This window comes from Hymenobacter sp. CRA2, from assembly GCF_002007105.1.
Classification (GTDB): Bacteria; Bacteroidota; Bacteroidia; order Cytophagales; family Hymenobacteraceae; genus Solirubrum.
In genome coordinates this window covers 337653-351674 of sequence record NZ_MVBC01000003.1, presented here as the reverse complement: position 1 = coordinate 351674, position 14022 = coordinate 337653, and the positions used below count along the sequence as shown (strand labels likewise).

The following is a 14022-nucleotide window of genomic DNA, read 5'->3' as shown; positions in this document are numbered from 1 at the left end:
TCGTTCCTCGCATCACTATTCTAGTATTCCGCCTCGGCAGAACCGTTTTACACAAAATCTTTCCGCAGGGGGCTGAAGCTGTCGAGCAGCACGCCGGGCTGGCGGCAGGTGGTGCCGTGCAGCGTATTGCCAGGCACAAAGCAGCTGTCGCCGGGGCGCAGCACGCGGGTTTCGCCGGCTATGGTGTACTCAAACTCGCCGCTCTCTACGTAGCTGGTCTGCGCGTGCGGATGCTGGTGTTCGGCACCTACGGCACCGGCCTCGAAGGCCACGCGCACCAGCATCAGTTCCGGCCCGTAGGCCAGCACCTGCCGGCGCACGCCCTCGGCCACGGGCTCCAGTTGGAGCCCGTGGCCGGCGTGGAATAGCACAGAGGCGTATTCGGCAGCAGGCATTAGTAGCCGAAGTTTTGCTGCAGAGCCGGGTCGGCCGACAGCGTAGCCTGCGGAATGGGCAGCAGCTCCTTGCCTTGACCAGGACGATATTCGGCCGCTAGCCCCGTGCCGGCGCTGGTTTCGGTCGTTGTGGTCCCGTTGAGGGTTAGCGAATAGCTGGTACCAGCCGGCTTCGTATTGGCGATATAAGCCGCGTTGATGGACTGGCGCCAGTTGACGCGGGTAGTGCCGGCGGGCGCGGTGGTGTACGGCGAAGGCCGGTAGAACGAGTTTACCCACTGCACCGGGCTAGCCGAGGGCGTGCGGTAGAACATGTACTGCGGAATGTTCTGGTACGGCGCCTCGTTCTTGGCCATCTTCTCGATGTTGGCCTTTACTTCGGCAATCTTGGTGGCGAACAGGTTCCAGCGCAGCAGGTCGTACTTGCGGATGGCTTCGCCACCAAACTCCAGGTAACGCTCGTTCACGATGGCGTCGAAGAACCCTGATTTGGAGTTCAGGTTGAGGCCGGCCTGCGTAAGCGTAGTTTCAGCTTTGGAGCGGTTGCCGCCGAAAGCGCGTGCCCGCACCTCCAAGAAGGCATTCTTAGCGGCCTGGCTCGGGGTGCCGCTCAGCTCGTTGTCAGCTTCGGCAAACATCAGCAGCACGTCGGCGAAACGAATGATGGGCCAGTTGTAGTCCAGGTAGTTTACCGAGCCGGTAACGGGCGGCACGTGCCAGTCGCGGCGCCACTTACCGTCGGTGATGGCGCTCAGTGCCACCCCCGACTGGAAGTTGCTGGTAGACCCAATTTCGTAGGTCGTGATGGTAACGTCGCGGCGGGTGTCGGTCGAATCGAAAGCGTAGAAGTACGGCGGCGCGATGGTCACGGCGCCTTGCGTCGAGCCGTAGGTGCCGCTGGCGTTGCGCAGACGTGGGCCGTTGTAGTAGCCTAGCTTGCTGCCCGAGGCGCCGGTAGCCGTTGACATGCCCACTTCGAACATGATTTCGTGCTTGGCCTCGGGGCGCTTCTCGTTCATACTTTTGAACACCTCCAGGAAGCTCGTATTCAGGTCGTGCTCGGTGCGGCGGGCCATCAGCTCGGCGCATTCCTGGCGGGCAATACGATAGTAGTCGAGGTAGTCGCCCTGGCGCTCGAAGGCGCCGGTGCGCGGGTTTTCGCTGTAGCCACCGCGGAACATGGCAATGCGGGCGCGCAGGGCTTTCACGGCGCCTTTGGTGATGCGCTCATTGGCCGTGCCGGCCTCGGAGCGCCAAGGCACCAGCTGCTCGGCGGTAGCCAGGTCCTCGATGAGGCGGGTGAGCGTAGCATTGCGGTCGGCGTTGGGCAGGTTGAAATCCTGGCCCGATACCGACGGGTTGAACTGCACCGGCACGTCACCCCAGTTGCGCACCAGCTCGAAGACGTACTGCGCACGCAGCGTCAGCGCCTCGCCGTGCAGGCGCTTCATGGCCGCGATGTCGGCGGCGCTGCCGCTGGTGTAGGCCGGCGACTGCGGAATCTGCTGGATGCAGATGTTGGCGCGCTCCACACCTTGGTACAGCTGGTTCCAAGGGTTGTTGATTTCCGAGTTGGTGGCTGCTGCCGTGTAGCGGGCAATGCTACGGCGGCCACCATCGGGAGCCCCCGACGACCCGATCATCTCGTCCGAGTCGTAGGGGTAGTACATGCTGATGCGGGTGCCGTAGCCGTTGTCGCCCGAGAGCGGGTCGTAGGCCCCGATGATGGCGGCCGTAGCCCCATCAACCGTGCTAAAGGTATATTCCGTCGTATTCAGGGCGACCGGGTCGACCTCCAGAAAATCTTTGCACGACGACAGCGCACCGGCCGAACCCGTCGCGGCTGCGGCAATCAGCGCGGCCCGAAAGAAGCTGAACGATTTCATATTCAGAATGGAGAAACGGGTGGGGAATTAGAGGGAGAGGTTCACGCCGAAGAGGAAGGCACGGCTGCGCGGGTAGGCGGCGTAGTCTACGCCGGGCGTCAGCGGTGAGGAACGGCGGGTGTTCACTTCCGGGTCGAAGCCGGTGTACTTGGTGAACGTGTAGAGGTTGTTGAGCGTCACGTAGAAACGCAGCGACTGCACCTTGGCGCGGGTAGTCAGGGTCTTCGGCAGGGTATAGCCCAGCGTCACGTTGTTCACGCGCAGGAAGGAGCCGTCCTCTATCGCCCAGGAGTGCAGGAAGAAGTTGCGGGTAGGCGTCCAGATGTTGGCGTTCTGGTTGGCTTCGCGCAGGCGCTCCAGCGAGGTGATGGGCGAGCCGTCGGCCTCGATGATGCGGTACCGGTCGCTCATGATGTCCAGCACGTTGCTGAAGGCCGTGTTGGGCGTGTTCGAGGTAAACTCGATTTTGTTAGCGTTGTAGACGTCGTTGCCCAGCACGAAGTTCACAAAGACGCTGGCATCAAAGCCCTTGTAGGTGAACTGCTGGTTCAGGCCGCCCACCACTTTGGGGTTGGCGTTGCCGATAACGGTACGGTCGCTGTCGTCGATTTTGCCGTCACCGTTCAGGTCCTTCAGCTTAATAAGACCGGGCCGGAAGGCGTTTTCGCCGATCAGGCCCAGGTTGTTTACCAAGCCCTGCTTGGGCACCCAGGTGCCCAAGCCGCCGGGCGTAGTAGAGGGCGTGTAGCTCTCGAAGTCGTCGGCAGTGAGGAAGCCGTCGGTCACGTAGCCGTACATCTGGCCGACGGGCTGGCCGACGCGAGCCACGTAATCCGGCACCAGCGAGGCCTGATTGGCCCAGCCCGAGGTAATGGCTGGGATTTCCTGCTGGTCGCCCCCTAGGCTCACGATTTTGCCACGGTTCATCGAGGCATTAGCCGTGGCCGTCCAGGTGAAATTGCTGTTCTGGATGATGGTACCCGTCAACTGCAGCTCGATACCACGGTTGGCGGTTTTACCCACGTTTTGCTGCTGCACGGGGTAGCCCACGAAGGCCGGCAACGGCTTGTTGAGCAGCAGGTCCGAGGTCGTGTTGTAATACACGTCGGCCGTCAGCTGCACGCGGTTCTGCAGCAAAGCCAGGTCCAGGCCGATGTCGCGCGTGGTCGTCGTCTCCCACTTCAACCCGGGGTTAGCCAGGCGCGTCGAAGCCGCGCCGTTCACGATAACGCCGCCCAGCGAGTACGGCGCCACGCCAGCCTGGAACAGGCCGTAGTACAGGTTGTCGGCAATGCGGTTGTTGCCGGCGGCACCGTAGCTAAAGCGCAGCTTCAGGTCGTTCACCGCTTCTACGCCCTGGAAGAAGTTTTCCCTGGAGATGCGCCACGCCACCGAGGCACCGGGGAAGTAGCCCCATTTATTGCCCTGCTTAAACTTCGAGGAGCCGTCGGCGCGGAAGGTACCGGTGAAGAGGTACTTGTCGTCGTAGGAGTAGGTGATGCGCCCAAAGCCCGACAGCAGACGGTAGTTCTGCGGAATGCCGGTTTGCGGCAGTACCGGCTGCGAGGTCTGGCCAGGAGGCAGCACACCCTGGTTGATGTTGGCCCAGGCCCGCTCGGCGGTGATGTCCAGCGGCAGGAAGTTCGTCTGGATTTCCTGCTGGCGGTTGATTTGCGTGTACACCTCGTGGCCCAGCAGTACACCCAGGACGTGCTTGTCCTTCTTGTAGCTGTAGTCCAGCACGTTCGAGTTGTTGAGCGTCTGCTGGGTAGTGGCGGAGATGTAAGCCGTGGGCAGGTTGGCGTAGCCGCCCGACGAGCCGCGCAGCAACGGTGAATAACGCCCGTTGAACGTGCTTAGGTCGAAGTTGCTGATGTCGAAGCCGGCCGTGGAGCGGAACGTCAGGCCCTTGAACAGGTCCAGGGCCACGTTGCCGCCCACGTTAATGGTGCGACGCTTGTCCTGGCGCTGCTCGTTGTCGATAACTACTATCGGGTTGGCCAACGACGACAGCTCAAAGAACTCCGGGTCGAAAGAGGAAATATCCACTACCGAGCCATCGGGGCGCGGCACGGCCAGCGGCTGGAACTGCACCGCGTTGCGCAGGCGCGAGGTCGTGTTCGAGCCCGACGAGGACGTGCCTGCCCCGTTGGTCTGCTGGTTGTTGAAGCGCATGTTGAAGCCCACGCGGAACCGGTCGGTGGCCTTCGTGTCGAAGCGGAAGTTCACCAGGTTACGCTCGTAGTCGGAGCCGCGCTGAATCCCGTCTTCGGTGTTGCGTGTCAGGCTCAGCGCGTAGGTCGTGCCCTTCACGCCGCCGGCCACCGACACGTTGTGCGTCTGCTGGAAGGCGCTGCGGCCGAACACTTCGTCCTGCCAGTTGATGTTTGGTGCCTGGCGCGCCCGCTGCAGGGTATCGTTGTTGAAGCGGGGCGAGCCAAACAGCGTGCCGAACGTGGCCAGGCCACCCGAGGCGTTGCCGATGACGCTGGTGCGCTCGAACTGGTAGTTCAGGTAGTCGTCAGGCCCGAGCACGCCCAGCGTCTTGCTGATTTTGCGGAAGCCGGCAAAGCCGTTGTAGCTCACCACCGTGCGGCCTTCCAGGCCCTTCTTGGTGGTGATGATAACCACGCCGTTGGCACCGCGGGCCCCGTAAATGGCCGTAGCCGAGGCGTCCTTCAATACGTCTACCGACTGAATGTCCTGCGGAGCAATGACGTTCAGCGCGTTTTCAATCTGGATGCCGTCCACTACGTAGAGCGGCGAGTTGTCTTGGGTGATGGAGCCCCCACCGCGCACGCGCACCTGCACGTTCAGGTTGCCGGGCGTGCCTTCCGACGAGGTCAGCTGCACGCCGGCCAAGCGGCCGGTCAGCGCTTCAGCCGCCGAGTTGACGGGGATGTCCTTCAGTTGCTTAGAGTTGACCGACGATACCGAGCCCGTCACGTCCTTGCGCTCCACGGCCTGGTAGCCGATTACGACCACGTCGCTCAGGGTCTGGGCGTCTTCCTTCAGCGTCACGTTCACCGTGCCGCTGGTGCCCACCGGTACGTCCTGCGGGGTGAAGCCGATGTAGCTCACCCGCAGCGTCACGTCGGCCGTGCCCGATACGTTCAGGCTGAACTTGCCATCCGGATCCGTTGAGGCACCGTTGGTGGTACCTTTTACTACCACGGTCACGCCGGGCAGCGCTTCCCCTTTCTCCGACCGCACAACACCCGTGATTTGCCGGGTTTGCTGAGCCGAGGCCATCACCGCAACGCTGAGCAGCGGCGCGACCATCAGTAGATTTTTTTTCATGGTAAGAACGATGTGGGAATCAAAGGCTATTGCGAAGGACTAGCGCAGCTGGTGGATGCTCACGGGGTCCATGTCGGTGTATTCGAGGTTTTCGCCGGCCATACCCCAGATGAAGGCGTAGGCCGCGGTGCCGCAGCCGGTGTGGATGGACCACGGCGGCGAGAGGATGGCCTGCTCGTCGGACACCCATAGGGGGCGCGTCTCGCTCGGCTCGCCCATCAGGTGCAGCACGCGCTGGTTTTCGGGCAGGTTGAAGTACAGGTAAGCCTCCATGCGCCGCGTGTGCGTGTGGCTCGGCATGGTGTTCCACACCGAGCCGGCTTTCAGCTGCGTCAGGCCCATCACCAGCTGGCAGCTTTGGATGCCCTCCGAGTAGATGTACTTGTAGATGGTGCGCTGATTGGCCGTTTCCATAGCGCCCATTTCCACGGGCGTGGCTTCGGCTTGCGTTTTCAGCGTGGTGGGGTATTCCTTGTGGGCCGGGGCCGACAGCACGTAGTACTTGGCGCCCGCGCCGGCGAAGCTCACTTCCTTCGAGCCGCGGCCCACGTACAGACAGTCCTGGTTGCCGAGCTCGTAGGTCTGGCCGTCCACCGTCACCTGGCCGGGCTGGCCGATGTTGAGGATGCCCAGTTCACGGCGCTCTAGGAAGAAGTTCGCCTTCAGCTCGTCGGGGTTGGGCAGGCTGATGATTTGGCCGGCCGGTTCCACGCCGCCCACAATCATGCGGTCGTAGTGGGTGTACACCAACGTGATGTCGCCGCTGACGAAGAGCTGCTCAATGAGAAAATGGTCCCGCAGCTCGGCGGTGTTCATCTGGGCGGTTTCGCGGGGGCTGACGGCGAAGCGTTGGGTCATCGGGAGAAGGAAGAAGGAGAAATAAAACAGGAGGAATGAAATCGTGCGAAGGCTAGGATGTGGGTGGGGCTCCTTAGTCCTTCTTCATTCCTCATTAGAGCTTAGCGGCCCATCCAGCCACCGTCGACGGTGAGGATGGTGCCGTGCACGTAGTCGGCAGCCGAGGAGGCGAGGAACACCGTCGGGCCTTTGAAGTCGTCGGGGGTGCCCCAGCGGCCGGCCGGGATGCGGCCGAGGATGCTGGCGGAGCGGTCGGGGTCGTTGCGCAGGGCTTCGGTGTTGTCGGTGGCGATGTAACCCGGAGCAATGGCATTAACGTTCACGCCGCGGCCAGCCCATTCGTTGGCCAGGGCTTTGACCACGCTACCGATGGCGCCTTTGCTGGCCGCGTAGCCCGGCACGTTGATGCCGCCCTGGAAGGTGAGCAGCGAGGCCGTGAAGATGATTTTGCCGCTCCCCTGCTGTAGCATGCGCCCGCCGATGGCGCGGGCCAGGCGGAACGGCGCGTCGAGGTTGATCTGCAGCACTTCATCCCACAGCTCGTCGGAGTGCTCGGCGGCCGGGGCGCGCTTGATGGTGCCGGCGTTGTTGACGAGGATGTCGAGGCGCGGGAAGTCCTGCAGCACCTGGGCAATGAAGGCGTCGACTTTGGCGCGCTGACTGAAGTCGCACTGGTAGGCGGTGAAGCGGCGGCCGAGGGCCTGCACCTGCTGCTCGGTGTCGCTGCCGCTGAGCGGCATGCTGGCCGATACCCCGACGATGTCCGCGCCGGCTTCGGCCAGGCCCAGCGCCATGGCTTGGCCAATGCCTTTGTTGCAGCCCGTCACCAGGGCTACTTTGCCAGCGAGACTAAACCATTCGGGAACGTGGGCCATGTGGGGCGGGGTTAGTAACTTTTCGGGGTTCAATCAGCTGGCAACGAAGTCGTTTGAAGCCAGCTGGTTTGTTAATTTTCATAGCTCCCCGCACAAAAGGAAACGGCCTTCTGACTTTATTTGCGCAAACGTTATCGGGAACGTTGCCATCCGGCGCAATAAGTCAAACGCCAACAGTTTGACTTTCGGACTCTGCTGTACCCACCTGCTTCGGAGCCAAAAAAAAGCCTTAACTACGCGTCCCGATTAATTGTACTTTCACCAGCCCACCCGTCTTGGATACCGTCACCATAAAAGACATTGCGCGCGCCCTGAACCTGTCGACCTCCACGGTTTCGCGGGCTTTGCGCGGCAGCTACGAAATCAATCCGGAAACCAAGCGTCTGGTGCTGGAGTACGCCGAGCGCCTGAATTACCGCCCCAACCCCATTGCGCTGAGTCTCAAGGGCAGCAGCTCCCGGGCCATCGGCGTCATCGTGCCGCAGATTGCCAATTACTTCTTCTCGCAGGCTATCAACGGCATCGAGGCCATTGCCTACAACCGCGGCTACCACGTCATCATTTTTCAGACGCACGAGTCCTACGAGCGGGAGGTGGCCAACGTGCAGCAGGCCATGTCGCGCAAGGTCGACGGGCTGCTGATTTCCCTGTCCAGCGAAACCTCCGACGTGGAGCACCTGCGCGAACTACAGGAGCGCAACATGCCCATCGTGCAGTTCGACCGCGTATCGAACGAGCTGAACACGACCAAGGTGGTGGCCGACAACTTCGCCGGGGCCTTCGCCGCCACTGAGCACCTGATCAAGGCTGGGCGCAAGCGCATTGCCCACCTGACCATTCCGCCGTGGATGTCCATCACGCAGGACCGCCTGGCCGGCTACCGCGCCGCCCTGGAGCAGTACGGGCTGGAGTACGACGAGAACCTGGTGCGCTACGGCACTTTCGGGCCCGACGAGGCCACCGGTATGGTGGACGAGCTACTGGCTCAGTCGCCGCGCCCCGACGCCTTCTTTACCGCCTCCGACCGCCTGGCCCTGGGCGCGCTGGCAGCCCTGCAGAAGCGGCACATTGCCATTCCGCAGGAAGTCTCGCTGATCGGCTTCACCAACCTGAACGTGGCCGACCTGCTCTCCCCCTCGCTGAGCACGGTGGTGCAGCCGGCCCAGGAAATCGGGCAGATGGCGGCCGAGCGTCTCATTGAATTGATTGAGCGGAAGCAAAAAGCCGCCCCGCCGAGCACCATCACCATTCCCTCGCACCTAGTGGTGCGCGAATCGACGCGGCCCGCAGCCGAAGCACTGTAGCCCCCGATGGGTATTAACGACCGAGCGCCGACAGGAAAGTCCTGCCGGCGCTCAGTGCTTTTAGGGGTACTTGGCGTAGCTTATTCCTTCACCAGGCGCGACGTCACGCGGGCGTTGTCGCTGGCGTACTCCACCAGGTAGATGCCCTTGGCCAGCTCAGCCGTCGAAATGGGCGTCTCGGTGGTGTTAGGACGGGTTACGAACGAGGCTACTTTCTGGCCGGTAGCGGCGTACACGTTGATGCGGGCAGCCGTGCGGGTAGCTTCGTGGTTTACCGTCAGCTTGTCCTGCACCGGGTTGGGGTACACGGCCAGGCCAGCGGTGGCTTTCGGCACTTTGGTGCCAGTTACCAGGCGCTGCGTGCTCTTCACCAGCACGTCCTTCAGCAGGGCGTAGCGCGAAGCGTTGGCGGCGTTGGCGCTGCAGCTGTAATAGAGGCGGATGCTCAGCGTCTGCGGGGCGGTTACGGTCACGCCGGCGGCATTGTTCAGGGCCAAGCGGTAGGTAGCAATGTTGCCGGTGGTGGTGTTCACCTGCGACAATGCAATGGGCGCCGGGCCATCGGCGGGCAGCGTAGCCGTGGCCGGGAAGCCGCCACCGACGGTGTTGCCCGAGGGGCTCTTGCCGCCAGTGATGGTGGTAGAGTCGCTCACAAAACCCGATTTCGAGTAAGCCACTGCCAAAAAGGTGTTCGAGGAGGTCAGCAGGAACATCGTGTTGGCAATCAGCGAATCGACGCGCACCGTGGAGCCGGTAGTCGGCGTAACGTTGAACTGCACGTAGAAGCGGCGGTTTACCGTGCCGCCCGGGCCGTTGAGGCTGCTGTTCCAGCCGCTGCCATCGGCCGCCGGCGCGAAGGCCATGCCGTACTTGCTGGAGTACGTGGGCACGGGGTTGCGCGTGGTGCCGTTGTCGTTGATGCTCTGGTTGTTCGACACCACCAGACGCTTGAGCGTGGGCGTGGTAGCCGAGACGTTGGAGGAGCGCACGGCGGAGCTATCCTGGTTGTTGACGCGCAAGGACCAGAACTGGTACACCGGCGTAGCCGTCTGAGCTACGGCTTGCGTGCCCAGGCCCGAGAGCAGTGCCGCGGCACAGGCCATGCCAACCTTGCGAGTGAGTTGCGAGAGTAGGAGTTGTTTCATAGAATTTATGTAAGGGAATGGTTCAGATGAGCTGGCCTAAAGATTAAGTTGGCCAGAAACTGACATGTAAATTGCACTATTTACAATGTATTCACGCAGACCCGGTCTTAATAATTTACTGCAAACGTTATCGGGAACGTTGCCAACGACTTTTTAGCCGCATTTTGTGCAGAGTGAGTAATCACTAAACAGCGCGGCGCGGCTGCTTCGCCAAGGAAACAACCGCGCCGTCTATGGTATAATTCACAGAACAAGCTGTGCCTACCTGGCCTGCTGTAGCAGCCAGGTAGCAAGGTCCTTGGCAGCGGCGAAATTCTGGAACTGCGCCGGAATCTTGCGGCCGTCCACGTACTCGGTGTACAGCCACGGGTCGCCCACGGCGAAGACGGTGCCCTTGCCCACCTTGGCCGAGGCCATGATAACGTACTTGTCCTTGCTGATGACCGGCTTGGCCGGGCCGCTGAGCGTGAGCGGGGCCAGCTCCTTGATGTAGGCAGCGCGGGCGGTCTTAAACACCGGGTTGCCGGCCGGCAGCTCCACCAGCCCCTGCTCGAACTGGCTGCCTTTCACCATGTTCAGGTTCACCGCGTCGAAGTGCATGCCGAAGGCTTCAGCCAGCTTGTTGAAGCGCGGGATTTCGCAGTTGCTCGTGTCGTTGGCCATCAGCACCAACACGCCGCCGGCTTTCACCCAGTCGGTCACGGCCTTGATGTGCGCGGGCTGCACGAAGTTGGGCTGCGGTGTTTCCTTCCTGGTGTCCGGATCGACGATGATGTACACGTCCACGTTCTTGAGCGAGGCCGCGGTGGGTGCCGAAGTCACATAGTTGGTTTGGGCGCCCAGGTCGCGCCACTGCGTGCCCCAAAAGTAGAAGCCGCCGTGGGTGCGGTCGTCCCAGGTGTAGTGCCAGGTTTCCTGCTCGCCGGTGATGGGGTTCTTGCGCAGTTCGTGGTTGAAGTAATTGTCCACGGCCACGGTCTTGCTCTTGCCTACGGCCTGGTCGCCGGCCGTTTCCATCTCGATGCTGGCCAGGATAAACGGGCCCACGCCCTTCAGGTCGTTTTTGCGCAACGGCTCGGAAAGGTAGTACTCGAAGGAGCCGTCGCGGTAGGGGTTGCCGCCCAGGCCGCCCACGCTCACGGTGCCGTTCAGGGCCAGGGCGCCGCTTTCCTCCGCTACGAAGGTTTTCAGCAGGCCGTCGTAGCCTTTCCGGGCGGCGTCGGCGTACTTCTTGTCGAGGTAGCCCATGCGCACGCCCTTCTGCAGAAAGTACACAAACATGCTGCTGCCCGAGGCCTCGGCGTAGTTGCCCTTGCGCGAAGCCTGGTCTACCACCAGCGACCAGGTGCCGGTCTTAGCATCCTGGTACTTCACCAGCACCGGCGCGAGGCGCTGCACGTCCTTGATGAGCTGCTGGCGCTGCGGATGGTTCTGCGGGAAGTAGTCGAGCACATCCACGAGGGCCATGGCGTACCAGCCCATGCCCCGGTCCCAGAAGTTGGGTGACTGGCCGGTGGTTTTGTTGGCCCATTTCTGCTCCTTGCTCTCGTCGTAGCCGTGGTAGAGCAGGCCGGTTTTGGGGTCGACAAGGTTCTTTTCAATCAGCGCAAACTGCTTGGCGACGTCGTCGAAACCCTGGGGCTGGTTGAAAACCTTGCTGTACTCGGCGTAGAAGGGCTCGGCCATGTACAGGCCGTCGAGCCACATCTGGTTCGGGTACACCTTCTTGTGCCAGAAGCCGCCCGCTTTGGTGCGCGGCTGCGCGTCGAGCTGCTTGCGCAGGAGCTGAGCCGCCTTCACGTACTTCTGCTGGGTATTGGCACTGCCCAGCGACACCTGGCTCATCATCAGCACGGCGTGGCCGGTGGTGAGGTTGTCGAGGTTGTAATCCTCCAGCTTGTAGGTGCGGATGGTGCCGTCCTCGCGGATAAACTGGTCGAGGTCCTTCTGGATGTAGCTGTAGTATTTCGGGTCGCCGGTGCGCTGCCACACGCGCTCCAGGGCCTTCAGCATCAGGCCCTGCTCGTAGTCCCAGCGGGCCGTTTTGCGGTTGCCGATGACGATGGAATCCGGAAACCAGCCCATAAACGAGTCAGCCATACGCTGCGACATAGCGGGCTTGGCGGCGGCCGGGGCTTGTTGGGCTTCGGCGGCCGGACTCAGCGCCAGCAAGCCTAGCAGCGGGAAAAGACGAAAACGGTTTTTCATTCTTGTAATGGAGAAGCTTGGAGCTAAGCCAGAATTAGCTCCCCTCCTCAGAGGAGGAGGGGCCGGGGGTGGTTGATTAATCGTTGAACGACTTCTAGCTCTAGCTTTCTATTTCTAGCCTTTCAACCACCCCCAACCCCTCCTCATCTGAGGAGGGGAGCTAGCTTGTAGTTTTTAGCTTTTGCTGATCGACACGGCTTTCTTGGGAGCGTTGGCGCCCATTTCCACGTCTTTCTTGGCCGACTTGGTGTTGGTGTTCGACACCTTCACGTTTTTGGTCCGGTCGCCACTTACGCGCAGCAGCACGTCGGCGCCGTTGGCGTACTTGATACCGTCGAGGGTAATGTCGCGGGCATTCTGGACTTCGAGTACCGGCTTGGTTTCCTTGGAAAGGATGGTCACGTTCTTGAGGCGGATGTTCTCGGCCTCCTGGCACACCAAGCCCTTATCCGACTCCAGCACCGCGTTTTCGATGCTGATGTTCTTGATGGCCATTTCGGGCAGGCCGCGCACCAGGATGGCGGTTTCGGCACCCTTGCAGGTCACGTTCCTGATCTGAAAGTTGCGGAACTGCGGCGTGCCCTCCCCTACCGGCTCGGCCTTCATTTCGGGCGGCGCCGTCGATTCGCCTTTCAGCGGCACGGGGTCCTTGGCGGCGTAGTACATATCGAACAGGATGGCCTGGCCGGCAATGTCGGTCATGTCCACGCCGTCGACGAAAATGTTTTCGACAATGCCGCCGCGGCCGCGGGCCGTCTTGAAGCGCAGGCCTACATCGGTGCCCATGAAGGTGCAGTTCTGCACGTAGAGGTTGCGCGCGCCGCCCGACATTTCGGAGCCAATCACGAAGCCGCCGTGGGCCTGGTACACGCGGCAGTTGCGGAAGAGGAAGTTCTCGGTCGGGATGCCGCGCTTGCGGCCCTGCTCGTCGCGGCCCGACTTGATGCAGATGCCGTCGTCGCCCACGTCGAACACGCAGTCCTCCACCACGCCGTTGCGGCAGGATTCGAGGTCCAGCGCGTCGGTGTTCTGCCCGTACCAGGGGTTGCGGGCCGTCACGCCGCGGATGATGATGTCGTCGCAGAGCAGCGGATGGATGGTCCAGGCCGGCGAGTTCTGGATGGTGAAGCCTTCCAGCAGCACCCGCTTGCAGCGCTGCAGGCTGAGCATGTTGGGGCGCAGGAAGTCCTTCACGTCCTGGAAGTCCTTGATGTCGGTTTTCGAAGCCGTCAGCACGCCGGGCTTGTCCATGGTGGAGGCCTTCAAGGACTGCTCCGAGGGGTACCAGGTGTCCTTTTTGGCGTTCAGCGCGCCGCCCGAGGCCAGCAGCTTATCCCACTGCGTGTCGTTGAGCTTGCTCTTCTTTACGGGGCGCCAGGCGTCGCCAGCCCCGTCGAACGTGCCCTGGCCCGTAATGGCAATGTTCTCCAGGTCGGCGCCGTAGAGCGGCGAGAGGTTGCGCACGGCATCTAGGCCTTCCCAGTTGGTTTTGATCAGCGGGTAATCGTTGCGGTTGGCCGAAAACTGCACCAGGGCACCTTTGGCCAAGTGCAGGTTCACGTTGTTTTTGAGCACGATGGGGCCGGTGAGCCACATGCCGCGGGGCACCAGCACCACCCCGCCGCCGGCCTGCGAGCAGGCGTCGATGGCTTTGCGGAAGGCTTCGGTGTTGAGCGTCTGGCCATCGGCCACGGCGCCCTGCTTCGCGATGGAGAAGGTATCGGCGCGGAAAGAAGTGGTTTTGACGGCGGGCAGGTTCGGGACCTGGGCCTGCGCGGCGACGGCGCCCGCGAAGCTGAGTAAACCAGCGACAAGCAGTGTTTTCATGTACGCAATGGGTGGGAAAAGACGGCGGATAGCGGCCCACTGGAGGCCCGGCAAACGAGGTTGTGGCGCGCCGGAGTGGCCGCGTGGTGGCAAAGCAACCCTATTCTACATGCTGATATTAGGCCAAACCGCGCGGGCGCGGCGAAACGGGCCGCGCTTTTATTTGCGCAAACGATATCGGGAACGTTCTCACAAACATTCCCGCCGCTCTATCTGTAGGAGCG

9 protein-coding genes are annotated in these 14022 nt (G+C 62.1%); 1 reads left to right on the top strand and 8 read right to left on the bottom strand.

Features of this window, described 5'->3' with window-relative positions:
* Positions 1–47 precede the first annotated feature (47 nt).
* The 5 genes from B0919_RS07805 to kduD all read right to left on the bottom strand — a co-directional run bounded on the left by B0919_RS07805 (position 48) and on the right by kduD (position 7314).
* Positions 48–395: a cupin domain-containing protein gene (locus B0919_RS07805; RefSeq protein WP_078011673.1), complete on the bottom strand. Its 348-nt coding sequence runs from the start codon at positions 393–395 to the stop codon at positions 48–50.
* Positions 395–2281, bottom strand: a complete 1887-nt coding sequence (locus B0919_RS07800; protein ID WP_078011672.1) for a RagB/SusD family nutrient uptake outer membrane protein — start codon at positions 2279–2281, stop codon at positions 395–397. The genes B0919_RS07805 and B0919_RS07800 overlap by 1 nt, the downstream gene beginning before the upstream one ends.
* Before the next feature lie 27 nt (positions 2282–2308).
* The gene (locus B0919_RS07795) at positions 2309–5581 is read right to left on the bottom strand and encodes a SusC/RagA family TonB-linked outer membrane protein (protein ID WP_078011671.1); all 3273 of its coding nucleotides are present in this window, start codon (positions 5579–5581) and stop codon (positions 2309–2311) included.
* 39 nt (positions 5582–5620) lie between these two features.
* Positions 5621–6439, bottom strand: a complete 819-nt coding sequence (gene kduI, locus B0919_RS07790; protein WP_078011670.1) for a 5-dehydro-4-deoxy-D-glucuronate isomerase — start codon at positions 6437–6439, stop codon at positions 5621–5623.
* Positions 6440–6540: 101 nt separating this feature from the next.
* Positions 6541–7314 carry a 2-dehydro-3-deoxy-D-gluconate 5-dehydrogenase KduD gene (gene kduD / locus B0919_RS07785; protein WP_078011669.1) on the bottom strand — a complete coding sequence of 258 codons (774 nt, stop codon included), beginning with the start codon at positions 7312–7314 and terminating at the stop codon, positions 6541–6543.
* A 275-nt stretch (positions 7315–7589) separates the two neighbouring features.
* Between kduD and B0919_RS07780 the strand changes: the two genes are divergently transcribed.
* Positions 7590–8618 carry a LacI family DNA-binding transcriptional regulator gene (locus tag B0919_RS07780; protein ID WP_078011668.1) on the top strand — a complete coding sequence of 343 codons (1029 nt, stop codon included), beginning with the start codon at positions 7590–7592 and terminating at the stop codon, positions 8616–8618.
* Between the two features lie 80 nt (positions 8619–8698).
* Here the strand turns inward: B0919_RS07780 and B0919_RS07775 are convergent, their stop codons facing one another.
* The 3 genes from B0919_RS07775 to B0919_RS07765 form a co-directional block, all read right to left on the bottom strand.
* Complete coding sequence (locus B0919_RS07775; RefSeq protein ID WP_078011667.1) at positions 8699–9763, bottom strand: T9SS type A sorting domain-containing protein; 1065 nt, start codon at positions 9761–9763, stop codon at positions 8699–8701.
* A gap of 261 nt (positions 9764–10024) precedes the next feature.
* A complete protein-coding gene (locus tag B0919_RS07770) occupies positions 10025–11971 on the bottom strand; it encodes a glycoside hydrolase family 88 protein (protein ID WP_078011666.1) in 1947 nt (648 codons plus the stop codon).
* Between the two features lie 174 nt (positions 11972–12145).
* The gene (locus B0919_RS07765; RefSeq protein WP_078011665.1) at positions 12146–13798 is read right to left on the bottom strand and encodes a glycoside hydrolase family 28 protein; all 1653 of its coding nucleotides are present in this window, start codon (positions 13796–13798) and stop codon (positions 12146–12148) included.
* Positions 13799–14022: the final 224 nt, after the last annotated feature.